This is a genomic window from Brevibacterium renqingii, assembly GCF_017808105.1.
GTDB lineage: Bacteria > Actinomycetota > Actinomycetes > Actinomycetales > Brevibacteriaceae > Brevibacterium > Brevibacterium renqingii.
Map to the genome: position 1 here is coordinate 11,888 of NZ_JADBHF010000008.1, position 22,642 is coordinate 34,529.

General features: G+C 66.2%; 20 protein-coding genes. 16 read left to right on the forward strand and 4 right to left on the reverse strand.

Annotated features, from left to right (window positions below):
• Nucleotides 1–29: 29 nt before the first annotated feature.
• Entirely contained in the window at nt 30–1,118 is a 1,089-nt protein-coding gene (locus IHE57_RS09475) for a tRNA (adenine-N1)-methyltransferase (RefSeq protein ID WP_209326035.1), read from the forward strand.
• Nucleotides 1,115–2,764, forward strand: coding sequence for a proteasome ATPase (gene arc, locus IHE57_RS09480; protein ID WP_209372713.1), 1,650 nt, complete (start codon nt 1,115–1,117; stop codon nt 2,762–2,764). The genes IHE57_RS09475 and arc overlap by 4 nt, the downstream gene beginning before the upstream one ends.
• 70 nt (nt 2,765–2,834) lie before the next feature.
• Here arc and IHE57_RS09485 read toward each other — a convergent pair whose 3' ends face one another.
• Nucleotides 2,835–3,239 carry a DUF3054 domain-containing protein gene (locus tag IHE57_RS09485; protein ID WP_209326037.1) on the reverse strand — a complete coding sequence of 135 codons (405 nt, stop codon included), beginning with the start codon at nt 3,237–3,239 and terminating at the stop codon, nt 2,835–2,837.
• Between the two features lie 32 nt (nt 3,240–3,271).
• Here IHE57_RS09485 and dop point away from each other — a divergent pair, with 32 nt between their 5' ends.
• From dop to IHE57_RS09520, 7 genes are all read left to right on the forward strand, one after another.
• Nucleotides 3,272–4,801, forward strand: coding sequence for a depupylase/deamidase Dop (gene dop / locus IHE57_RS09490; protein WP_209372715.1), 1,530 nt, complete (start codon nt 3,272–3,274; stop codon nt 4,799–4,801).
• Nucleotides 4,802–4,812: 11 nt separating this feature from the next.
• Nucleotides 4,813–5,004, forward strand: coding sequence for a ubiquitin-like protein Pup (locus IHE57_RS09495; RefSeq protein WP_209326039.1), 192 nt, complete (start codon nt 4,813–4,815; stop codon nt 5,002–5,004).
• Between the two features lies 1 nt (nt 5,005).
• Nucleotides 5,006–5,806: a proteasome subunit beta gene (gene prcB / locus IHE57_RS09500; protein ID WP_209372717.1), complete on the forward strand. Its 801-nt coding sequence runs from the start codon at nt 5,006–5,008 to the stop codon at nt 5,804–5,806.
• Nucleotides 5,807–5,837: 31 nt separating this feature from the next.
• Nucleotides 5,838–6,527, forward strand: coding sequence for a proteasome subunit alpha (gene prcA, locus IHE57_RS09505; RefSeq protein WP_209326041.1), 690 nt, complete (start codon nt 5,838–5,840; stop codon nt 6,525–6,527).
• Nucleotides 6,528–7,931, forward strand: coding sequence for a Pup--protein ligase (gene pafA / locus IHE57_RS09510; RefSeq protein WP_209372719.1), 1,404 nt, complete (start codon nt 6,528–6,530; stop codon nt 7,929–7,931).
• Nucleotides 7,932–7,999: 68 nt separating this feature from the next.
• Nucleotides 8,000–8,956: an FKBP-type peptidyl-prolyl cis-trans isomerase gene (locus tag IHE57_RS09515; RefSeq protein WP_366933918.1), complete on the forward strand. Its 957-nt coding sequence runs from the start codon at nt 8,000–8,002 to the stop codon at nt 8,954–8,956.
• 70 nt (nt 8,957–9,026) lie between these two features.
• The gene (locus IHE57_RS09520; RefSeq protein WP_209326043.1) at nt 9,027–9,401 is read left to right on the forward strand and encodes an FKBP-type peptidyl-prolyl cis-trans isomerase; all 375 of its coding nucleotides are present in this window, start codon (nt 9,027–9,029) and stop codon (nt 9,399–9,401) included.
• A 127-nt stretch (nt 9,402–9,528) separates the two neighbouring features.
• On the opposite strand, the gene IHE57_RS09525 is transcribed toward IHE57_RS09520, so the two are convergent.
• The gene (locus IHE57_RS09525) at nt 9,529–10,653 is read right to left on the reverse strand and encodes a DUF3866 family protein (protein WP_209372721.1); all 1,125 of its coding nucleotides are present in this window, start codon (nt 10,651–10,653) and stop codon (nt 9,529–9,531) included.
• 40 nt (nt 10,654–10,693) lie between these two features.
• Here IHE57_RS09525 and IHE57_RS09530 point away from each other — a divergent pair, with 40 nt between their 5' ends.
• The 5 genes from IHE57_RS09530 (at nt 10,694) to IHE57_RS09550 (ending at nt 16,506) form a co-directional block, all read left to right on the forward strand.
• Entirely contained in the window at nt 10,694–11,716 is a 1,023-nt protein-coding gene (locus IHE57_RS09530; protein ID WP_366933919.1) for a helix-turn-helix transcriptional regulator, read from the forward strand.
• Nucleotides 11,700–12,587, forward strand: a complete 888-nt coding sequence (locus tag IHE57_RS09535; protein WP_209326045.1) for a WYL domain-containing transcriptional regulator — start codon at nt 11,700–11,702, stop codon at nt 12,585–12,587. The genes IHE57_RS09530 and IHE57_RS09535 overlap by 17 nt, the downstream gene beginning before the upstream one ends.
• A gap of 85 nt (nt 12,588–12,672) precedes the next feature.
• Complete coding sequence (gene tatA / locus IHE57_RS09540) at nt 12,673–12,954, forward strand: Sec-independent protein translocase subunit TatA (protein WP_209372723.1); 282 nt, start codon at nt 12,673–12,675, stop codon at nt 12,952–12,954.
• On the forward strand, nt 12,951–13,793 hold the full coding sequence (tatC, locus tag IHE57_RS09545; RefSeq protein WP_425491478.1) for a twin-arginine translocase subunit TatC: 843 nt from the start codon (nt 12,951–12,953) through the stop codon (nt 13,791–13,793). The genes tatA and tatC overlap by 4 nt, the downstream gene beginning before the upstream one ends.
• On the forward strand, nt 13,786–16,506 hold the full coding sequence (locus IHE57_RS09550; protein ID WP_209372725.1) for a DEAD/DEAH box helicase: 2,721 nt from the start codon (nt 13,786–13,788) through the stop codon (nt 16,504–16,506). The genes tatC and IHE57_RS09550 overlap by 8 nt, the downstream gene beginning before the upstream one ends.
• Before the next feature lie 26 nt (nt 16,507–16,532).
• Here IHE57_RS09550 and secA2 read toward each other — a convergent pair whose 3' ends face one another.
• Both secA2 and IHE57_RS09560 read right to left on the reverse strand, forming a co-directional pair.
• The gene (gene secA2 / locus IHE57_RS09555; RefSeq protein ID WP_209372727.1) at nt 16,533–18,794 is read right to left on the reverse strand and encodes an accessory Sec system translocase SecA2; all 2,262 of its coding nucleotides are present in this window, start codon (nt 18,792–18,794) and stop codon (nt 16,533–16,535) included.
• 42 nt (nt 18,795–18,836) lie between these two features.
• Nucleotides 18,837–20,579 (reverse strand): 5'-3' exonuclease H3TH domain-containing protein, encoded by a 1,743-nt coding sequence (locus IHE57_RS09560; protein WP_366933920.1) that lies wholly within the window; start codon nt 20,577–20,579, stop codon nt 18,837–18,839.
• A 77-nt stretch (nt 20,580–20,656) separates the two neighbouring features.
• Here IHE57_RS09560 and IHE57_RS09565 point away from each other — a divergent pair, with 77 nt between their 5' ends.
• Entirely contained in the window at nt 20,657–21,589 is a 933-nt protein-coding gene (locus IHE57_RS09565; protein WP_209372918.1) for a metal-dependent hydrolase, read from the forward strand.
• A gap of 276 nt (nt 21,590–21,865) precedes the next feature.
• Complete coding sequence (locus IHE57_RS09570) at nt 21,866–22,621, forward strand: polyprenol monophosphomannose synthase (RefSeq protein ID WP_209372729.1); 756 nt, start codon at nt 21,866–21,868, stop codon at nt 22,619–22,621.
• Nucleotides 22,622–22,642: the final 21 nt, after the last annotated feature.

The window sequence follows — 22,642 nt, forward strand, 5'->3', positions numbered from 1 at the left end:
AATCCTCATCAGCGTAGAGTGGACTCATCATGACTCAGGCACTCCATTCCCGCCCTCCGCGCGTCCTGACCCGGGGCGAAAAGGTCCAGCTCACCGATCCCAAAGGGCGCATGCACACGTTCGTGCTCGCCCCTGGCGAGCTCTTCCACACGCACAAGGGCCTGATCAGCCACGATGACATCATCGGACGCACAGAGGGGATCATCGTCTCGAACTCCGGGGGAGTGGACTTCCAGGTCTTCCGACCTCGCTACGAGGATTTCGTGCTCTCGATGCCGCGTGGAGCCGCGGTCGTCTACCCGAAGGACTCGGGACTCATCGTCACCCTCGGCGACATCCATCCCGGTGCCACCGTCGTCGAAGCAGGAGTCGGTTCGGGAGCCCTGTCGATGGCGCTGCTGCGTGCCGTCGGTCCCACCGGTTCCGTCCATTCCTTCGAGCTGCGCGAGGAGTTCGCCACCATCGCCGCGGGGAACATCGCGGACTTCTTCGACGGAGAGCCGGAGAACTGGTCGGTCACCGTCGGGGACCTCGCAGAGACGCTCCCGCAGACCTTCGCCCCGGGTTCCGTCGACCGGGTCGTCCTCGATATGCTCACTCCGTGGAACACCCTCGAGGCTGTGAGCCGGGCCCTGGCACCGGGCGGCATCGTCATCGCCTATGTCGCCACCGTCCCGCAGCTGTCCCGCTTCGTCGAAGCCGTCCGGGCCTCGCAGCGGTTCGCGGAACCCGAATCCATGGAGGCGATGGTCCGCGGATGGCATGCCGATGGACTCGCTGTCCGCCCCGACCACCGCATGATCGCCCACACCGGGTTCCTCATCATGGCCCGGCGGATGGCCGAGGGTGTCGCTCCGCTGGAGAAGAAGAAGCGCCCGCAGGGTGCCGCCGCAGCGCCCGAGGACGTCGAGGCCTGGACAGGCGGCGAGGTCACCGAGCACGCGATCGGGACGCGCACCGCTCACGGCAAGAAGCTGCGGCGGGTGGTGCGCGAAGCGGGGAAGCGGCTGCGCACCGGGGACGACGGCAGCGGCGGCGCTGCCGCGGGCACGACCCGCGCCGCTGCTGACACAGACAGCCCGAACACGAACAGCACTGCGCCGAAGGAGGATCGATGACAGAGACCACGACCGAGGTGAAGCGTCTCCGCGAGGACACCGCGTCACTGCGCCAACAGCTCTACAGCGCAGGCAAGCGCAATGAGGCCCTGTCGAAGACCCTTCGCACGGCCCGCGAGGAACTGGGCCGGATCAAAGAGGAGGCTCGGCGTCTGACCGAGCCGCCGAACAACTGGGGCACCCTCGTCGCCGTCGACGACAAGGGCGTGGCCGCCGACGTCATCGTCGGCGGTCGCCGCATGCGTGTGGCCATCGCCCCGGAGGTCGATCCCGCCGGGCTGCGGGCCGGTGCCGATGTGCTCCTGTCCGAAGGCCTCGTCGTCATCGGCACCGGCGCCTTCCCGTCCGTGGGTTCGGTGGTCAACGTCCGCGAATTCGTCGACGACCGCCGCATCCTCGTCGGAGCCCCCGGTGATGACGAACAGGTCTTCGTCCTCGCAGCCGACCTCATCGACTCGGGCCTGCGCGTCGGCGATGCCGTCGTCGTCGACACCCGGACCCACTACGCTCTGCAGGTCGTCGAGAAGCCCGAGGTGTCCTCACTGCTGCTCGAAGAGGTCCCCGACATCACCTATTCGGACATCGGCGGTCTCGCCGACCAGATCGGTCAGATCAAGGACGCCGTCGAGCTGCCCTTCGAGCACCCGGAGCTCTACACCGAGCACGGTCTCAAACCGCCCAAGGGCATACTCCTCTACGGTCCTCCCGGCTGCGGGAAGACTCTCATCGCGAAGGCCGTGGCGAACTCGCTGGCCGACCGCACCAGCGAAGAGTCCCGGAAGACCTACTTCCTCAACATCAAGGGCCCGGAGCTGCTCGACAAGTACGTCGGCGAGACCGAGCGCCAGCTGCGCCTCATCTTCGCCCGAGCTCGGGAGAAGGCCTCCGGCGGATTCCCCGTCGTCGTGTTCTTCGATGAGATGGAGTCGCTCTTCCGCACCCGCGGCACCGGCAAGTCCTCGGACGTGGAGACGACGATCGTGCCCCAGCTGCTGACGGAGATCGACGGCGTCGAACAGCTCGACAACGTCATCGTCATCGGCGCCTCGAACCGTGAGGACCTCATCGACCCGGCGATCCTGCGCCCGGGCCGACTGGACGTCAAGATCCGCATCGAACGCCCCGACGTCGAAGCCGCCCGCGACATCTTCGAGAAGTACCTCACCCCGGAGCTGCCGCTGCACAGAAGCGTGCTCGAAGGTCACCCGGACTCCGCCGAGGCGGTCGCCTCCCTCATCGAGTTCTGCGTCGAGCGGATGTACTCCGAAACAGCCGAGAACGAATTCGTCGAAGTCAGCTATGCGGACGGGTCACAGGAAGTGCTGCACTTCTCCGACTTCGCCTCCGGTGCCATGATCCACAACATCGTCGATCGGGCGAAGAAGTCCGCGATCAAGTCGCTGCTCGACACGGGTGAGCGCGGTCTGCGCGCCGAACACTTCGAGGGCGCCATCGCCGAAGAGTTCAGCGAGCACGAAGACCTGCCGAACACGACGAACCCGGACGAATGGGCGCGGATCTCCGGACGCAAGGGCGAACGCGTCACCCACTTGCGGATGATGCACCTCGACACGACGAGGGGAGCCCCCGCGGTGCCGTATGAGACCGAGATCTCCGAGGTGCGCCCGAACTCCGACCTCGTCTGAGCCGTCCCGACCGCCGACGACCGAGGTCGTCGGCGGCCTGCGGCCGTCCGGAACCCGTGGAGGGCAGCGCTCAGCGGCTGCGTCCGCGGCGGCCCGAACCGCCGGCGACGGCGGAGGCGATGATGCGCCAGCCGACGAGAGTGATGAGATTGAGCGTGGTGGCCACGATCATGAAGCTCACGGGCACAGTGCCCGGTTCTCCGCCGGCACCGGTGACACCGCGCAGCACGAGCCCGACGAGGACGGTGACCGCCCACACCCCCGTGCCCGTGGCGAGCGGAGAGATCGGCCGGTCCCAGACGGCGGTCAGCAGCCAGGCGAGGACCAGTGAGGCGACGAACGGCCACGCTGTGGTCATCAGCCCCTGCGGATCGAAATTGTGAGAATGTGTGTAGTGACCGACGATCGTGAAGAGGACCACGAGGATGAGGTCGACGATCAGCGCGATCGGGAGATGAGATTTCTTCGTTGCCACGTCCCCGAGTCTAGACCTTGGAGGAAGTTCAGATGCTCAGAGTCCAGCGTGTCATGGGTTCGGAGACCGAGTTCGGTCTCAGCCAGCCGGGGAACCCGCGAGCGAATCCGATGCGTGACTCGGCGCGTGTCGTCGACGCCTACGCCGGTCCTCGCGGTCTGAGGTCCTCCCAGAACTTCTGGGACTTCGCCACCGAGTCCCCGTTGGCGGACGCCCGCGGATTCTTCATGAACATCGCCGACGCCGACTCCTCGCAGCTGACCCACATCCCCCAGGACGACGTCGAGGCGCAGTACCTGGCGAATGTGGTCACGGAGAACGGTGCGCGCTACTACGTCGACCACGCCCACCCCGAATACTCCTCGCCGGAGGTGCTCACGCCCCGCGATGTCGTCACCTTCGACCGGGCCGGAGACCTTGTGGCCCTGGCTTCGGTGCGGGCACTGGAGATGTCCGGCGAACCGGTCAACCTGTACAAGAACAACACCGACTCCAAGGGCTCGTCCTACGGAACCCATGAGAACTACCTCGTCGACCGCGGGGTGGACTTCGATGACATCGCCGCCGGACTCATCCCGTTCTTCGTCAGCCGCCAGGTCCTCTGCGGATCCGGACGCGTGGGCATCGGACGCGAGGGTGAGCTCGCGGGCTACCAGATCTCGTCGCGCGCCGACTTCTTCGAAGCCGAGGTGGGTCTGGAGACGACCCTGCGCCGCCCCATCGTCAACACCCGTGACGAACCGCATGCCGACCCGGCGAAGTACCGTCGCCTGCACATCATCATCGGCGACGCCACCATGGCCGAGCCTGCGACCTTCGTGCGGTTCGGCTCCACCTCTCTGGTGCTCGGTCTCATCGAGGCCGGCCTGGCCCCGCGGATCGGACTCGCAGATGCGCTGGCCTCGCTGCAGACCGTCAGCCACGACCTCAGCCTCAGTGCGCAGCTGCCGCTGACCGACGGTTCGACGATGACCGCGCTCGAGATCCAAGAGACCTACTATGCCGCCTGCATCGCACACGCCGATCCTGAGGATGCTGACACCGCAGAGGTGCTCGCCGAGTGGAGGCGCTTCCTCGACGGACTGGCCGACGACCCCCGCAGTCTGGCCGACTCCATCGACTGGGTCGCTAAATGGGTGCTGCTGGAGCACTACCGTTCCCGGGAGGGCATCGACTGGGATCACCCCAAGCTCGCGCTCATCGACGTCCAGTATCACGATGTGCGGCCCGAGAAGGGGCTGTTCCACAAGCTCGAACGTGCCGGACGGATCCGGCGGATGACCACCGACGCCGAAGTCGAGGCGGCCGTGACGGGCGCCCCCGACGGCACCCGTGCCTTCCTCCGTTCGGTGGCGGTCAACCAGCTCGGTGAGGATCTCGTGGCCGCCAGCTGGGACTCCCTCGTGCTCAACGCCGGAGACTTCGGCATCGTCCGACTGCCGATGCGCGAACCGCTCAAGGGCACCCGGCAGCTGCTCGCCGAACGCGTCGCGGGAATCGAATCCGCCGAGGCCCTGTTGCAGGCACTCGGAGTGGATAGACTGACAGTGAAGAACGACTGAAGGGGTGTGAGATGAGCTCGCAGGAACAGTTCCAAAGAGACAGAACGAGCGGTGGGGGAGACGCACCCGTCGATCCGCCGGAGGCCGTACAGGGGCAGATCAACACCCAGAACGTCGACTCCATCCTCGATGAGATCGACGGCGTGCTGGAATCCAATGCGGAGGAGTTCGTCAAGAACTTCGTCCAGAAGGGCGGCCAATGAGATGTCAGGATTCCCTCCTGCATTTCTGAGTTCGACGAGCAACTCGTTCGTCGAACTCGCCCGCTCCCTGGCACCCGAGGCCTTGCCGCAGACCGCGGGCCGGGACCTGGCCGAACAGGCTCCGGAGGGCACGACGATCATCTGCTTCCGCACCGCCGCCGGCATCCTCATGGCCGGTGACCGGAGGGCCACGATCGGCAACCTCATCGCCTCCCACTCGATGGAGAAGGTGAAGGCCGCCGATGACTTCTCGGTCATCGGCATCGCCGGTACCGCAGGCGTGGCGCTCGACCTCATCCGGCTCTTCCAGCTCGAGCTCGAGCACTACGAGAAGATCGAAGGGGCACGACTGTCGCTGCACGGCAAGGCCAACCGCCTGGCCTCGATGCTGCGCGGCAACCTCGGACTGGCCATGCAGGGTCTGAGCGTCGTGCCCCTGTTCGCCGGAGTCGACGACTCGACCCCGCACGGGCAGATCTTCAGCTTCGACGTCACCGGAGGCAAGTACGAGGAACACCGCTTCCATGCCATCGGCTCCGGATCCGGCTTCGCCCGCGGGGCACTGAAGAAGCTGTGGCGTGCCGAGCTCGACACCGCCGCGGCGATCACCGTGGCCGTCGAGGCGCTCTTCGACGCCTCCGACGACGATTCGGCCACCGGGGGACCGGACTTCGTCAGGCAGATCGCGCCGACGATCTTCACCGTCGATCTCGACTCCGGCGTCACCGAGATCGACTCGGCCACCGTACTGGAGACCGCCACCGAGGTGGTCGACCGCCGGACCCGGAGCGCGCGGTCATGAGCGCCGCCGGCATACCGCGAAAGGACCGGACATGAGTCAGGCGCCGTTCTATGTCTCGCCCGAGCAGCTGATGAAGGACCGGGCCGATTTCGCGCGCAAGGGCATTGCGCGCGGGCGCTCGGTCGTGGTCCTGCGCTTCGACGAGGGCATCCTGCTGTTGGCGGAGAATCCCTCACCGACGCTGCACAAGATCGCCGAGATCTACGACCGGATCGGGTTCGCCGCCGTCGGCAAGTACAACGAATTCGAGACGCTGCGACAGGCGGGGGTCCGCTACGCGGATCTGCGCGGATACTCCTATCACCGCACAGATGTCACCGCGCGGGGGCTGACGAACGCCTACGCGCAGACCCTGGCCGGGGTATTCACCACTGAGTCGAAGCCCTTCGAGGTCGAACTCGTCGTCGCCGAACTCGGCATCACCGCCGAATCCGACCAGCTCTACCGGCTCAGCTACGACGGTTCGGTCATCGACGAAGCCGAACACGTGGCCATCGGCGGTCAGGCCGATGCGATCACCGCATCACTGGCCGGCCTGCGCACCTCCGAACTCGGTCTCGCCGCCGTGTTCGACCACGGTGTGGCGGCGCTGGCCGCGGCCACACGTTCGACTCTGCCCACCGAGGACCTCGAAGCCGCCGTCCTCGACCGTACGACGAGCAGGCAGAGAACATTCCGCCGACTCGACGAAGCAGCGATGAGTGCGCTGCGGGAGGACTGAATGGCACGCATCTTCGGAATCGAAACCGAATACGGACTCGCTCACACCGCCGCAGACGGCGGGCGGCACATCGGACCGGAGGAGATCGCCCGCTACCTGTTCCGGCCCGTCGTCGACTGGGGACGCTCGTCGAACGTGTTCCTGCCCAACGGCTCCCGGCTCTACCTCGACGTCGGCTCCCATCCCGAATACGCGACTGCCGAATGCGATGACCTCGGTGATCTGCTCGCTCAGGATCGCGCGGGCGAAGCGCTCATGACCGATCTGCTCGAGAAGGCGCAGACCGCCCTCGACGCCGAAGGGATCGGCGGTCGGGTGCACATGGTCAAGAACAACACCGATGCGGCCGGGAACTCCTACGGTTCGCACGAGAACTTCCTCATCCGCCGCACTCTCGACTTCAACCGTCTGACAACGGTGCTCCTGCCCTTCCTCGTCAGCCGCCAGCTGCTCGTCGGAGCGGGAGCCATCATCCCACGCCGTTCGTCCTTCGCCCCCGACGAGGAGGCGGACCGAACGGAGATGATGTTCGGCCTCTCCGCCCGCTCGGATGTGATGTGGGAGGGGCTGTCCTCTGCCACGACCCGCTCGCGCCCGATCATCAACGCCCGCGACGAACCCCACGCGGATGCGGAGAAATACCGGCGTCTGCACGTCATCGTCGGTGATTCGTCGATGTCGACGGCCACCTCGGCGCTCAAGGTCGGGTCGGCGGTGCTCATGCTCGACCTCATCGAGCAGGGGGCGCGGATCCCGGAGAACGGACTGCGCCACCCGGTGCGCGACATCCGACTCGTCGCCCGTGATCTCACCGGCCGCGTCGTGCTCGAACGCACCGACGGCTCGACCACCACCCCGCTGCGGCTGCTGGCCGACTATCGGGACCGAGCGCAGCGCCTCGTGGAGACCGGCGATCACAGCCTCGGCGACGAAGAGCTCGCCCGCTACGTCATCGACCTGTGGACGAGGATGCTCACCGCCGTGGAGTCCCAGGACTTCTCCGCAGTCGAGACCGAGATCGACTGGGTTCTGAAACGCACCCTCATCGAGAGATCCATGACGCGGGGCGGCGAGAGGATCACTGATCCGCGCCTGCACCGCCTCGACATCGCCTACCACGACATCACTCCGGCCACCGGCCTGTTCCCGAAGCTCGAAGCGGCCGGAATGGCCAAGAACCTCGTGCCCGCCGAGGCGGTGGAGAGAGCCAAGGACCTGCCTCCGGCGAGCACACGCGCAGCCATCCGCGGTGAGTTCATCCGCGCCGCGCATGACGCGCGCCGCGACTACACCGTCGACTGGGTCCATCTGCGGCTCAACGACGAATCAGGTCGTGCCGTGGCGCTCAAGGACCCGTTCGCCACCTCGCACCCGCAGGCGGAGACTCTCATCGCGGGCCTGTAAGATCACCCTGTGATGCGGTCGGCCCGAGAAGCAGTACGGGTGCGGCCATTCGTGACGAAAGGAAACCAGTGCGCACCACAGTGCTCAGCGCCATCACGGCGGGTCTGCTGCTGCTGTCCGCCTGCGGTCAGGGCGATCAGTCGCAGGACTCGACCACGCCTCCGCCGTCGGTGGCCGCCCAGGATGCGAAGTCGACCAGCCTCGACGACGTCACCGTCGACGGCAAGATCGGGAAGAAGCCCGAGGTCAGCTTCGACGCCCCACTGGTGATCGACGAGACCGAGAAGAAGGTGCTCAAAGAGGGCGAGGGCGACAAGATCTCCGAGGGCGAGCAGGTCACGGCGCAGATGACCCTCGTCTCCGGAACCAGCGGAGAGGTCGTCGAATCGAGCTACGACTCCGATTCACCGGCCGGATTCCCGATGGACAAGGCCCAGATCTCCGGCGACCTCTACGATGCGCTCATCGACGTCAAGGTCGGCTCCCGCGTGATGATGTCGCTCAACGGCAGCGCCCAGCAGGGTGAGGCATCGCAGACGCTGGTCTACGTCATCGACGTGGAGAAGACGACGAAACCGCTGAAACGGGCCGAGGGAGAGAAGACCGACCAGTCGGACAGCCCCGTGACCGTGAAATGGGCCGATGACGGCGCACCGTCGATCTCGAAGCCCGAGGGCAAGAAGCCCGAGGAGCTCGAGACCTATACCACCATTGAGGGCGAAGGACCCGAGGTCAAGAAGGGCCAGAGCGTCGCGGTGAAGTACTCCGGCTGGCTCTGGGACGACACGTCGAAGACCTTCGATTCGAACTGGAAGGAGGGCGGTCAGCCCTTCGCCGTCGACCCAGTCGGAGAGGCGCAGGTCATCGACGGCTGGAACGAAGGTCTGATCGGACACAAGGTCGGCAGCCAGATCGTGCTCATCGTCCCACCCGACAAAGGCTACGGAAAGCAGGGCAGCGAACCCTCGATCCCTGGCGATGCGACGCTCATCTTCGTCATCGACATCCTTTCGGCACAGGGCTGATCCATCCCCGACGGCCGGCAGCTCATTCGGCCTCGGACACCACCGACCCACGAACACCACAGGAGGAACCATGAACAAGCAGAAACCGGAAGTCGACTTCCCCGGCGGCGCAGCACCCACCGAACTCGTCATCGTCGATGACGTCATCGGCACCGGCGCCGAGGCCGGTCCCGGCGACACCGTGAGCGTGCACTACGTCGGAGTCGCCCATTCCACGGGAGAGGAATTCGACGCCTCGTACAACCGCGGCACACCGCTCGAATTCCGACTCGGTTCGGGAATGGTCATCTCCGGCTGGGACCAGGGGATCCAGGGCATGCGGGTCGGCGGACGTCGCACCCTGCAGATCCCGCCGCATCTGGCCTACGGCGACCAGGGAGCCGGCGGAGTGATCCGGCCCGGAGAGAGCCTGATCTTCGTCTGCGATCTCGAGAACGTGCGCTGAGCGGAAACCACCCGATGATGCGCTGAGACAAGACCACCGGTGGCCGGGCTCGACAGAGTCCGGCCACCGGTGCATTCACGGGCGAACACAGGAGGGGAGAACACGGCAGCGCGCGGCACACGCCCGTTCAGAGTTCGGCGGCGCAGCGACCCGCCGCGGCTGCGGCGAGGAAGGAGGCGGCATCAGCCGGCAGCTTCCGGCCCATCGTCGACAAGCCCACGGGCGAGTCCTGCAGAGCCTCCCACAGACCGGTGAGGTCGACATCGACGAGCGAGTGAATGGTCAGGGCCTGCAGCTGTTCGGCCACGGTGTCGTCGACGATGCTCGGATCGGGATCCATCTCCGAGCGCTCCGCCGCGCTCAGAGTGGAGAAATCGGGAACCGGAACGGTCATCCCCGGCCGCGCGACCTCGGTCAGGGGAGTCAGCGAATGATGGGAGATGCCGAAATGGCGCCCGCGCGCATCGGCGTTCGACATCCGCAGCAGGCCGACGGGCCGGCCGCCGAGCAGGGCGGCGGCGTTGAGGTGCTCACCGGTGACCAGTCCCGAATACCCGTACTTCGTGCCGGTGCCCAGATTGCCCGGCCCCTGGGCGACGACGGCGATATCGGCCCCCATGACATGACGAGCGGCGAGCAGCCCGGTGTGAATGGTCACGGCTTCGAGGTCTGCGCCCCAGGACTGCCCCGTGCTGATCGAACCGGTCAGCCACCCGGCCTCCTTCAGCCCGGCCACGGCTCGGGAGAACGCGGCGGGCAGGGCAGCACCGTCGCTGAGGACATAGGCGACGGACAGGGACTCATCGACCGCGCGGATGCCGGCGATGGCGGCGGGCAGCGCCGAATGGAGGTCTGCGACGATCACCGGCATCCCCTCGAGGTCGTCGGCCTCGGCGAGCGTGGCATGGTGCTCGGATTCCTGATCGTCGACACCGAGCACCATCGTCTGCAGCGGCGAATAGCGGTCCTTGACCAGGTGGCCGGGCCCCGGGGACGGATCGGCCGGCAGCGCCTCGGGCAGGGCCACGATGAGCCCGAAGCCGCCGGTGCCCAGCCGCTTGGCCAGAGCAGAGACATTGACGATGACCGCATCTCCCACCCGAGGATGTCCGACGGCGTCTGTGTAGGCGATCGCGCGGATGGATCGCACATCGGTGCCCGGCAGCGGTCGGTCCAGGTCGACCTCGGTCTCTGTGTATCCTGGCCGGGTGGAGCGAATCGCGGCTGCGATTCCTTTGCGCCAATGAATCATGGTCCCAAGACTATCGCCCGGCCTAAGTTACGGTGGAATCGTGAACACACCCCGTCCCAGCAGACAGAGACAGCAGACCGAACGTCTGCTGAACCTGCTGATCGCTCTGCGCGCCTCCCGCGGTTGGGTCTCGCGCACGACGCTGATGAACGCCATCGACGGCTACAGCGGCCTCGACGAGGTCGCCTTCGACCGCAAGTTCTCCCGTGACAAGGACCTGCTGCGGCACATGGGGATCACCATCGCCACTCGTGCCGGACATGATGCCTATGGCGACGCGGGGGAGACCGGATATCGGATCTCCGCCGCCGATTACGCCATGGACCTGGTCGATCTGACCGCGGCCGAGGTCGCCGCCGTGACCGTGGCGGCGGCCTTCTGGTCCGAGACCGACCTCGGCGCCTCGAGCGCCCAGGCGCTCACGAAGCTGCGGGCCCTGGGTATCGACCTCGACGAGGACGGTGCCGGACAGGGACCGATCGATCCGGGGACGGCGGCGAGGAGACTCGCCAGTGCAAACTTCGCCTCTGCGCTGCATCACATCAACGCACGCGAGGCCGTCGGGTTCACGTATCACAAGCCCGGGCAGAGCGCGCGGAAGGTGCGTCTCGAACCCTACGCGCTGCTCAGCCGCGGCGACCGCGTCTACCTCTTCGGATTCGACCTCGACCGCCAGGCGCAGCGCACCTTCCGCCTCTCCCGAGTCGAGGGCGGAATCGCCAAACTCGGCGGTCGCGAGCCCGGGGACTATTCGATCCCCGAGGACTTCTCCCCGCACCTGGCGCTGCAGTCGAGCTCGGAGATGGCCGTGGTCGCCGAGGCGAAGCTGTCGATCGCCGCTCATCGCGCCGATCCGCTGAGACGCCGGCAGGTGCGCACCGAGGACGGTGCCGTCATCATCGAATTCAGTGATGCCCATGCGCTGGCGGCCGAGATCATCGGCTTCGGCGATGCCGTCGAGGCTCTCGCGCCGCCCGAACTCGTCCGTGCCGTCGACGAGCGGCGCGAGACGATCCGGGACTCTCTCAGACGCTTGGGAGGTGCCAGTGTCCTCAGCGCGTGAGCGGCTGACCAGGCTGCTCAGCCTCGTGCCCTATCTCGATGCCCATCCCGGTGCGGACCTGGAGGAGACCGCCGCCTATTTCGGCATCGACTCCGACACCCTCATCGACGACCTCCAGCTGCTCTTCGTCACCGGCCGTCCCGGGCATATGCCCGATGACCTCATCGACGCCTCATGGGAAGGCGGGCAGATCTTCATCTCCAACGCGGAGGAGGTCTCCGTTCCGGTGCGCCTGAGCGCCGAAGAGGCGGGCGTCCTCGTCCTCGCCCTCGAGCTGCTCTCGTCCCTGCCCGGACTCGATTCCGCCGCGGTGGCCACCGCGGCGGAGAAGCTGCGGCGAGCGGCAGGGGAGAACCTGCGCACCTCGGTCGACGTCAGTCCCATCGACACCGACGAGGAGCTCCTGGCAGTGCTCAAGGAGGCGATCGACGAGGAGGCGGCACTGACGATCGACTACTATGTCGGATCGCGGGACGAACTCACCCGACGCACGATAGCGCCGACCCGCCTGGTTCCCGGCTCCGACTGGTACGTCGATGCCTGGTGCTATTCGGCCGGGGCGCCGCGCCGCTTCGCCCTCGGCAGCATCCGCTCCTGGGAGCGGGCCTGTCATCCGCCCCTGTCGGTGAACGAGACGACGACGGACTCCCACGAGGTCACCCTCGGACTGTCCGCCCGCGGAGCATGGCTGGCCGATGAACTCGATGTGACGAAACGTGAATACTTCGACAGCGGGGAGACGAACGTGCGCATCCGTCTCATCGTCCACTCCGTCGATTGGCTGAGCCGATTCCTGCTCTGCCATGCCGACGTGATCACGGAGATCGACGACACCGAGGCGGTGGCGGCGGCACTGCGCCGTCTCGGCTGAGCCGATGAAGCCTGCGGATGAGGATGAAAGGCTCAGCCGCACAGCGTAGAATCGTTCGCAGCCGCAACAATCCAAGGAGCTCCCAATGAAACCAAGTTTCGTGCAGATCGCGATCGTGATCCTCATCATCGTGATCATCTTCGGCGCGCCCAAACTGCCGCAGCTGGCCCGAAGCCTGGGACAGTCGATGAAGATCTTCAAGTCCGAGGTCAAGGACCTGCGGGACGAGGACGATACCGACAAGACCACTGAGCCGGGAGCGCTGAACAGGAATTCCTCGACCGACTCGTCCTCAGCCGCCGACGGCACCACCGGCACCGAGCAGTCGCGACGAGAGAAGCAGGACCCGCAGTCACACGAGAAGTGAAAGAGAACAGTCAGCGGAAGCCCTCTCGCTCACGGAAGAGCAATCCTGAGAAGAAGATGCCCGTCGTCGGGCATCTCGTCGAGTTGCGCAACCGCGTCATCATCGCTGCGATCGCCATCGCACTGGGCGCAGTCGCGGGCTGGTTCCTCTATGATCCCGTCCTCGACATCCTGCAGGAGCCGATCCGGACCATCCGCGCGGACGGGGGCCGGATGGCGGAGATCAACTTCGCCGGAGTCGCCTCACCCTTCGATCTGAAGATCAAGCTCTCCTTCTTCATCGGCCTCTTCATCTCCTGCCCCATCTGGCTCTACGAGATCTGGGCCTTCATCGTGCCCGGGCTCAAACGGAAGGAGAAGCTGTACTCCCTCGGATTCCTCGGTGCGGCGATCCCTCTCTTCCTGGGCGGCTCGACGATGGCGTTCTTCGCTCTGCCCAATGCCGTCAAGGCGCTGACCTCCTTCACACCCGAGGGCGGAACGAACATCATCCCCGCTCAGGACTACCTGAGCTTCGTGATGATCATCATCGTCGTCTTCGGCCTCGCATTCGTCCTCCCCGTCCTCATGGTGGGGCTGAACATGCTGGGCATCCTCTCGGCCGAGAGGATCCAGAAGTCCTGGCGCATCATCGTCATGCTCGTGTTCCTGTTCGCTGCGATCGCCACCCCGACACCCGATGCCATGTCTATGTTCTTCCTGGTCATTCCCATGATGACGCTGTTCTGCCTGGCCTGGGCGGTCTGCGTGCTCAACGACCGACGACGCAGGAAGCGCCTCATCGCACAGGGCCTGTGGGTCGACCCGAACGAATTCACCGACGAAGAGAAGAATGACTGATTCCACGCACCACACTGACCGAACGCCTGCGGAGGACACGCTGAGCCCCGCCGAGGCGTATGCCGATTTCCGGGCGCGCGCCGATTTCGCGCGCACGCCGCTGGGCCGCTTCATGGCTCGAACCGAGTTCGAGCTCGACGATTTCCAGGTCGAGGCGTGCAGCCATCTGCAGGAAGGCGAGGACGTCCTCGTCACGGCGCCCACCGGCTCCGGGAAGACCCTGATCGCCGAATTCGCTGTGGAACTGGCCCGTGTCGAAGGCAAACGCGTCTTCTACACGACGCCGATCAAGGCACTGAGCAACCAGAAGTTCAACGACCTCTCCGAGGTCCACGGCGCCGAGAACGTCGGTCTCCTCACCGGCGACACCTCGATCCGCCGAGACGCGCCGATCATCGTGATGACCACCGAAGTGCTGCGCAATATGCTCTACAACGACATGGCGGGTCTGACCGATCTCGGATTCGTCGTCCTCGACGAAGTCCACTACCTGGCCGACCGCTTCCGCGGCCCGGTGTGGGAAGAGGTCATCATCCATCTGCCCGACCGCGTCCAGATGGTCTCGCTGTCGGCCACGGTGTCCAATGTCGAGGAGTTCGGGGCCTGGTTGCGAGAGGTGAGAGGACCGACGACGATCGTGTCCACGAGCCATCGTCCCGTGCCGCTGGTCAACCACGTGCTCGTCGGGCATCGGATGTTCGACCTGTTCACTCACTCGGATTCCGATCGCATCGACCCTGCGCTCAACCACGCGACACGGACCCACGGGGGTCCGCGGTCGAAGCGTGCCCGAGCCACGCGTGCCCGGTTCCGCCGCCCCAGCCGCACGCAGGTGGTGTCCTCCCTCGCCGAGGCGGCCATGCTGCCGGCGATCATGTTCATCTTCTCCCGCAATGGATGCGACGAGGCCGTCGAGCAGTACCTGAGCACCGGCGTCGACCTCAACTCGCGGGAGGAGAAGACGATCATCAACGCCGCGCTGGAGTCGCTGCGCGAGGAGCTCGCCGAAGAGGATCTGGGCATCCTCGGCTTCCACACCTTCCGGGAGGGGCTGCTGCTCGGAGTGGCCGCGCACCATGCCGGTATGATCCCGCAGTTCAAGCAGCTCGTCGAAGACCTGTTCTCGCAGGGCATCATCAAGGTCGTCTTCGCCACCGAGACGCTGGCCCTGGGCATCAATATGCCTGCCCGGACCGTCGTGCTCGAAAAGCTCGTGAAGTTCAACGGCGAAGCCCATGTGACGATCACTCCGGGCGAGTACACCCAGCTGACCGGCCGAGCCGGGCGCCGTGGCATCGACCGGATCGGGCATTCGGTGGTCGTCTGGCACCCCACCGTCGAGGTCAGCGAGCTCGCGGCCCTGGCCTCGAACCGGTCCTATGCCCTCAACTCGGCCTTCGGGCCCACCTACAATATGACGGCGAATCTGCTCTCCCGGATGAGTTCTGCCGAAGCAGCGAAGGTCCTCGAGACCTCTTTCGCGCAGTTCCAGGCCGACAAGGCGGTCGTCGGATTGGCGCGCAAGGTGCGCAAGAACGAAGCGACGATCGAAGCCTACGAGAAGTCCATGCACTGCGAGCTCGGCGACTTCGCCGAATACGCCCGACTGCGCCGTGCGATCTCGGAGACTCAGAAGCAGGAGACGAGAACACGTTCGCGCAACCGCCAACGCGATATCGTCGAATCGCTCACTGCGCTGAAGATCGGCGATGTCGTGACCATGCCCGCCAAACGCGTCGGGGGCCGGGCCGTCATCATCTCCCCGATGAGCAATCGCGACGGCACCTCGAGGCTGCCGACAGTGCTCACCGAACAGGGCAAGGTGTGGCATCTGCGTCCGCACGAAGTCACCGAACCAGTCGCCGCGCAGGGCCGGATCCGAGTGCCGAAGAAATTCAATCACCGCCAGGCCGGCGACCGGCGGCAGCTGCTGTCCATCCTCGAACAGGCCGTCGACGACGGCCGGGTCGATCCCGATGCGCAGTGGGAATCGGCGCGCGACGGGCAGGGGGTGAGCACGACCGTCTCGGAACTGCAGGCGCAGATGCGCGCCCACCCCTGTCACGACTGCCCCGATAGGGAGATGCATGCGCGGTGGGCCAACCGGGCCGACAAGCTCATCAGGGAGAACGATTCGCTCATCGCCCGCATCGAAGGACGCACGACCTCGATCGCGCTGGTGTTCGAGCGGGTCCAGGACGTGCTGCGGGGGCTCGGCTTCGAACCGGAGCATTCGACGATGCTGCGCCGCATCTACGGCGAGCGGGATCTGCTCGTGGCGCTGACGATCCGCGCGGGGCTCTGGGACCGGCTCAATGAGCCCGAACTCGCGGCCTTCGCCTCGAACTTCGTCTTCCAATCCCGCAGAGACACCCTGCATGCGCATCGGGCGCCCAGTGCCGACCTCAAGGCCGTCTGCGATGAGTCCGAGAACATCTGGCGGCGCCTCTTCCATCTGGAGGAGCAGCACGCGCTGGCGACCACGGAGGAACCGGACCGGGGGCTCATCACTCCGATGTACCGGTGGACCGAGGGCAAGACGCTGTCCGAATCTCTGCGCGGCAGCGATATCGCCGCCGGTGACTTCGTCCGCTGGGCCAAGCAGAGCCTCGACCTGCTCGGTCAGATCGCCGAGGTCGCCGAGGAGGACACTGCGGTGCGGATCCGCCGCACCGTCAACGCGATCCGACGCGGGGTCGTCGCCGATTCCTGATCACGGGGCGGCGACCCCTGCCGTCCTCAGCGCTTGACCTTCTTGACGATGTTCTCGATGTCCGAGCCGAAGGCGTTCTCCGTGGTCAGATAGGTCCACGTCGACGACGGTCGCTTGAGACCGTGCGAGTCGAGGTCGATGCCCTCGGCGGTGATCTCGGCCTCTGCGATCGTGGCCGCCGAATCGGCGATGACATCGGACCAGAACGAGGAGAAGACGCGGATGGATTCCGCATTGAAGGCCTCATGCGGCTTCTCCCTGGCGAAGGTGCGCAGGTGGATTCCTTCGCGCAGATCGTTGAGGAACGCGAGGTGGTCGACCCAGCGGGCATCGAGGTGGAAGAGCATGACCTCGCGCAGGACGCTGTCGAGGATCTCCTCCGACTGCTGCTCGACGATCTCGTCGGCCCGCTCGCCGATCTCGGCCCGCAGCTGGGCCACCGGCTCTTCGTCCTTGCGGATCTCGGCGCGGCGTTCGAGGACGAGATCGCGCTGCTTGGCCATGAGCTCGTTGAAGCGCCAGGTGTCACGGTGCAGAGCGGTGTTCTGGCCCTCGGCGATCCGCTGGGCGTGTTCGACGAGCCCGCGGGCTCGTTTGGATTCGATCAGCCCGGTCTCGTCGCCTTCGGTGACGAAGCGCTGGATCTCCGGCACACGAGTGAGCAGCTCGTCCTCGAGGCTGGTGAAGAACACCGAAGTGCCCGGATCGCCCTGACGACCGGCGCGACCGCGCAGCTGATCGTCGAGGCGCGACGAAGGGTAGCGACCTGCGCCGATGACGAGCAGGCCGCCGGCCTCGGCCACCTCCTCGTTCGCCAGGCGGATGTCGGTGCCGCGCCCGGCCATCTGGGTCGACACCGTCACCGCACCGGGGGCACCGGCACCGGCGATGATCTCGGCCTCTCGCGAATCGTCCTTAGCATTGAGCACCGCGACCTCGATTCCGCGTTCGCCCAATCGCCGAGCCAGGGACTCGCTCTCGGCCACCGAGGAGGTGCCGATGAGCACGGGGCGGTCGCGTCCATGGTTCTCCGCGACCTCCTCGACGATCGCGCGTTCCTTCGACTCCTGGTAGGTGAAGAGGCGGTCGGGCTCGTCGATGCGGATGACCGGCAGGTGGGTGTCGATGGGAACGATCTCGAGCGAGTAGAATTCCCGCAGATCGTCACCGACGGCCAGTGCGGTGCCGGTCATCCCGCATACGGTCTCATAGCCGTGGATGAGCTCCTCGACGGTCATCTGGTCGAGGATCTCCCCGCTGTCGGTGGTGCCGAGGCTCTCCTTCGCCTCGACGGCGGCCTGCAGTCCGTCGGGCCACCTCTGCAGTTCGGCGACACGACCGCGGGAGGAGGAGATGAGTTTGATGCGTCCGTCGACGACGAGGTAGTCGACATCGCGTTTGACCAGCGCTCGCGCGTAGAGGGCGAGATTGACGGCAGCCAGGGTCTCTGAGTCCTCACCGAAGAGCTCGACTCCGAGTTCGGTTTCCACGCGGTCTACTCCGGCGTCGGTCAGCGACACCGCATGTCGGTCGGTGCTGATCTCGAAGTCGGTCTCCGGCGTGAGGTCGGCGACGAGCGCCGCGATGGTCTCGTCAGCGTCCTCGACGCGGGCCGAGCCGGCCAGCACCAGGGGCACCCGAGCCTCGTCGATGAGCACGGAATCAGCCTCGTCGACGATGACGACATCGCGCTCGGGCACTCGCTGATCCGCATCGTCGGTGATGAATCGGTCGCGCAGCACATCGAACCCGACCTCCGTGACGGAGGCGTAGAGGACTTCGGCTCGATAGGCCTCACGACGCTCGGCATCGCCCTGCGTCCCGGAGATCGCCGCAGACCGCACTCCGAGGAGGTCGAACAGCGGCTTCATCCATGTGCGGTCGCGGACAGCGAGGTAGTCGTTGACGCTGACGACATGGACCCGGCGTCCCTGCAGGGCATAGCCGGCAGCGGCCAGTGCCCCGACGAGGGTCTTGCCCTCGCCGGTGGCCATCTGCACGACGCTGCCCTGCAGGAGTCCGACGAGCCCGCGCATCTGGGTGTCGTAGGCGCGTTCGTCGAGAGCGCGTTCTCCGGCTTCGCGGGCAAGAGCGCAGAACCGGGTCAGCGTCTTCTGCTGCGAGCCGGAGGCGAAGACCTCTCCAGCAGCTTCGGTGAGCTCTTCGTCGCTGAGCTCGGCGAATTCGCGTCCGGCTGCGGCGAGGTCATCGGTCGCTCGCTCGAACCAGCCCGTTGTCTTCTCCGCATGGGAGCCGGGGCGGTTGAGCAGGCGAGAAAAGAATCCCATTGTCGTCCTTCGTCGTGTGATAGTCGGTGTCGAGTCTAACGTTCAGGCCATCGGCCACGAACCGTCGACGACGGCCTCGGCGTTGCTCTTCTTCCGCAGCCAGGCCTGCAGTCCGGCGGCCTGGGAGCGCTTCCAGTCGGCTTGTGCGGCCATGATCTCGGCATTGCTGAGCACCGCGATTTCAGTGGACTTTTCGGCCAATGCACGGGAAATGTCCAGCGCGGCCAGCGCGTCGGCGGCGGCATCGTGAGCGTCGAGCAGATCGACCCGGTAGATCTTCGCGGTCTCGATCAGAGTTCGCTTGCCCTTGCGGTAAGGGTCGATCTGCTTGTCAAGGACGAAGGTGTCGACGATCGTGGGGATGATCGCGGCGAAGTCGATGTCCGGACGGTGCCGGGCCACTTCGGCGGCCATGACGCTGAGGTCGTAGACGACATTGTGGCCGACGACGACGGCCCCTTCGTCCCTGAGCGCGGAGAACACCTCGCACAGTTCGGTCACCGTCTGCTGCGCAGGAGCCCCGTTGGCCTGTGCGAACTCAGTGGTGATGCCGTGCACGGCCCGCGCGGACTCGGGGATCTCGATTCCGGGATCGGACAGCCAGGTGCGCACCTCGGCTGCGGAGTCGACGAAGGCGGCGGTGACGATGCGAGCGGTCGCCGGATCGACCCCTGTGGTCTCGAGATCGAAGCCGACGAGTCGTGACTGCACCCAGGGCAGCGCTGCGCCGACCGGCTCCTCGGCCATCGTCGGTGCCGGTGCCGGTGCCGTCGGGGGAGCGTCGAGGCAGGGCACTGTCGCTGCTGGAGCGGAGGTGTGCGCAACTGCGTCCTGAGTCTCGACAACGATCACGGACGCGGACGTTGCGACGCTGGAGACGGTTTCGAGAGCCGAGGCGAGATTATCCGCGGAGCGGCGGATGTTCTGTCCCTCCGCCGCCTGCGCGAGAGCGACGCGGTCGAAGGCGTTCGGCACGGATTCGAGGTCGATTCCGTGGTCGACGTCGGTCAGGCAGCGCATGACCTCGAGCGTCTTGTACAGGATGTCCTCGACCTCGATGATGGTGGCCGCGCGTTTGGGGCTCAGACCGCCGGTCTTCACTCCTGCTTTGGCGGCTGTGATGATCGAGTCGAGCGAACCGAAGTTCTCCAGCAGGGTCGCCGCCGTCTTCTCCCCGATACCGGGGGCGCCGGGCAGTCCGTCGGAGGGGTCTCCGCGCAGGGCGGCGAGCTCCCGGTAGCGCCTGCCGTCCGGCACTCCGTACGCGGCGGGCAGATCGGCCTGCGTCACCGCCTCCCATTCTCCTCCCTTGCGCGGTCGGAGCACGCTCACCTCGGTGTTCGAGTCCAGCAGCGCCAGCAGGTCCCGGTCCGGGGAGACGATGACGACGGGGGAGCGCGACTCGGCGGCCATCGTCGCGATGACATCATCGGCCTCGGTGCCCTCCACCTCGGCGATGGGGATGCCCGCTGCGGTGAGCGCCCGGTTCAGAATCGGCAGCTGTGCCGCGAGTTCGGGCGGGATCTCCGTGCCGGCTTCCTCATCCTTGACCCGCGCCGCCTTGTATTCGGGCATGATCGCGGTGCGGAAGGCGGGGCGCCAATCCGCGTCCATCGTCGCCACCACTCGGTCGGTCTCGAAGCGGCGGATCATCTGTGCGACGGTGTCGAGCACGCCTCTGACGGCGTTGACCGGCTGACCGTCGTCGTTGACGATCGAATCCGGCACCGAGTAGAAGGCGCGATAGTACAGTGCGGGCGTATCGAGCAGAACCAAGGGCTTCACATCGGATGACGATACCCGACGGTCCTGACACAGGTGTAGCAGCGGGCGGCGGACGGTGTAGCCTGTCGGCTGTGACTATGTACTTTGGCGGAGATGTGTACAGCAGCGTCGATCCCTTCGCGACGGCGCTCGGGTGCGAGGACGGCGCGATCTCGTTCATCGGTTCCGACGAGGCCGCGAAGGCCCTCGACCCGAAAGCGGTCGACCTGGCCGATGATTTCCTCACCCCGGGGTTCGTCCACGCGGGCCTGGTCCTCGACGGATCGGCTCCGACGGCGAGCGAACTGCATGAACAGGGCTTCACCCACGTGCATGCCCTCGGCAGCGCCGAGGCGATCGCCGAATTCTCCGCCGAGGCTCCGCAGGGTCTGTCGATCATCGACTACCCGACCCTGAATGCGGAGAGCGCGGATGCCGAGGCGGTGCGGGCGTCGACGGATGCGGCGGATCTGCTGTCGCGGCAGAGCCTTCCGGCACTCAGTCTCTTCGTCCGCGTGGAGTCGAACGACCGCCTCGAACAGGTGCTCGAGCGTCTGGGGAACGAAGCCGCTCATGCCCAGCGCCACGGTTTTCGGCTGCTGCTCGACTTCGCTGTGGCCGCGGCGCAGGTCGAGGCGCTCGGCCGCTCCGGAGTGGCGATCACGCTCGATCCTGCGCGACCGCAGCCGCTGTCTCAGCTCTTGGCCGCGGGAGCCCAGGTCTCGCTCAGCCATTCGCAGTCCTCGCCCTGGGCCAGTGTGCGCGACGCCGTCGTCGGCGAGAACGGCATCGGCGCTCGAGCAGGATTCAATGCCGCGACTCGCTTCGCTCATCGAGCGGCGGGCAATCCCGAGGGCGGTGTGCTCGCTCCGGGCGCGGCGGCTGACATCGTCCGCTGGAAGGTCGAGCGTCTGGTCGTCCAGGTCGCCGATCCGCGCGTCGCCGCGTGGAGCACCGATCCGCGCTCGGGGACGCCGGGCCTGCCGGAGCTGGCACCGGAAGTGCCGCTTCCCACTCGCGTCGAGCTCTGAGATCTCCGCGGCCGCAGACGTGTCCAGCCGACACGCCCAGAGGCGGAGACTTTTCTTCCGGAGATCTGCGCTCCTGACCAGCGGATTCAGGCATCGTCCCTGGTCACAGCGATTTTGCAAAGTCACGACCGGCCGCTAGATTCGAGTTGAACATCCCACAGCACGCGGGATGGGGTCGGCACTCCCGTCATTAGATAACTCACCGCGGCAGCGGCGTGGTCCGAAGGCGGGGGTGTCGACTCATTGTCCGGGGTGTGAACGCGTATCGTGGGGTCCGTGCCTTCCAAGACTCTCATCGTGATCCCGACCTACAATGAACGCCTCGCCCTGCCGGTGACCCTCTCCAGTCTGTTCGAACAGCAGCCGGAGGTCGACGTCCTCGTGGTCGACGATGGCTCACCCGACGGCACGGGGGAGTGGGCGGAGGAACGGGCCGGGTCCGATCCGCGCATCCATGTTCTCCATCGGAGTGAGAAGTCCGGCCTCGGCATGGCCTATATCGCCGGATTCGAATGGGCGCTCGCGCGCGATTACGACATCATCTGCGAATTCGACGCCGATGGTTCGCACCGCCCCCTCGACCTCGGTCAGCTGCTCGACGTCGCTCGCTCTGGTCGGGCCGACCTCGTCATCGGATCCAGATGGGTGCCCGGGGGCGCGATCGTCGACTGGCCGAGATCCCGGTACTTCCTCTCTCGTGGTGCCAATGTCTACGTCAATGCGGTCATGGGTCTCGGCGTCAGGGACGCGACCGCTGGTTTCCGCGCCTATACACGCCCGGTGCTCGAGACGCTCGACCTCTCGGGCGTGCAGTCGCAGGGCTACTGCTTCCAGATCGACATGGCCTATCGCACGGTCGAGGCCGGGTTCTGCATCGCCGAGGTGCCCGTCGTCTTCGTCGAACGCGAGCTCGGCGAGTCGAAGATGAGCGGATCGATCATCACCGAGGCCTTCACGAAGGTCGCCGGTTGGGGTCTGACTCGTCGCCGCAATCAGCTGCGTCGTCTGCTCCGCCGGTCGAAGACGGGCTGAGGGCGCTCCGAGCGACTCTCC

Bases quoted from the DNA above. Each gene is read 5' to 3' on its own strand.
- IHE57_RS09475 (WP_209326035.1), top strand. From the start codon at position 30: ATGACTCAGGCACTCCATTCCCGCCCTCCGCGCGTCCTGACCCGGGGC.
- arc (WP_209372713.1), top strand. From the start codon at position 1,115: ATGACAGAGACCACGACCGAGGTGAAGCGTCTCCGCGAGGACACCGCG.
- dop (WP_209372715.1), top strand. From the start codon at position 3,272: ATGCTCAGAGTCCAGCGTGTCATGGGTTCGGAGACCGAGTTCGGTCTC.
- IHE57_RS09495 (WP_209326039.1), top strand. From the start codon at position 4,813: ATGAGCTCGCAGGAACAGTTCCAAAGAGACAGAACGAGCGGTGGGGGA.
- prcB (WP_209372717.1), top strand. From the start codon at position 5,006: ATGTCAGGATTCCCTCCTGCATTTCTGAGTTCGACGAGCAACTCGTTC.
- prcA (WP_209326041.1), top strand. From the start codon at position 5,838: ATGAGTCAGGCGCCGTTCTATGTCTCGCCCGAGCAGCTGATGAAGGAC.
- pafA (WP_209372719.1), top strand. From the start codon at position 6,528: ATGGCACGCATCTTCGGAATCGAAACCGAATACGGACTCGCTCACACC.
- IHE57_RS09520 (WP_209326043.1), top strand. From the start codon at position 9,027: ATGAACAAGCAGAAACCGGAAGTCGACTTCCCCGGCGGCGCAGCACCC.
- IHE57_RS09525 (WP_209372721.1), bottom strand. From the start codon at position 10,653: ATGATTCATTGGCGCAAAGGAATCGCAGCCGCGATTCGCTCCACCCGG.
- tatA (WP_209372723.1), top strand. From the start codon at position 12,673: ATGAAACCAAGTTTCGTGCAGATCGCGATCGTGATCCTCATCATCGTG.
- IHE57_RS09550 (WP_209372725.1), top strand. From the start codon at position 13,786: ATGACTGATTCCACGCACCACACTGACCGAACGCCTGCGGAGGACACG.
- secA2 (WP_209372727.1), bottom strand. From the start codon at position 18,794: ATGGGATTCTTTTCTCGCCTGCTCAACCGCCCCGGCTCCCATGCGGAG.
- IHE57_RS09565 (WP_209372918.1), top strand. From the start codon at position 20,657: ATGTACTTTGGCGGAGATGTGTACAGCAGCGTCGATCCCTTCGCGACG.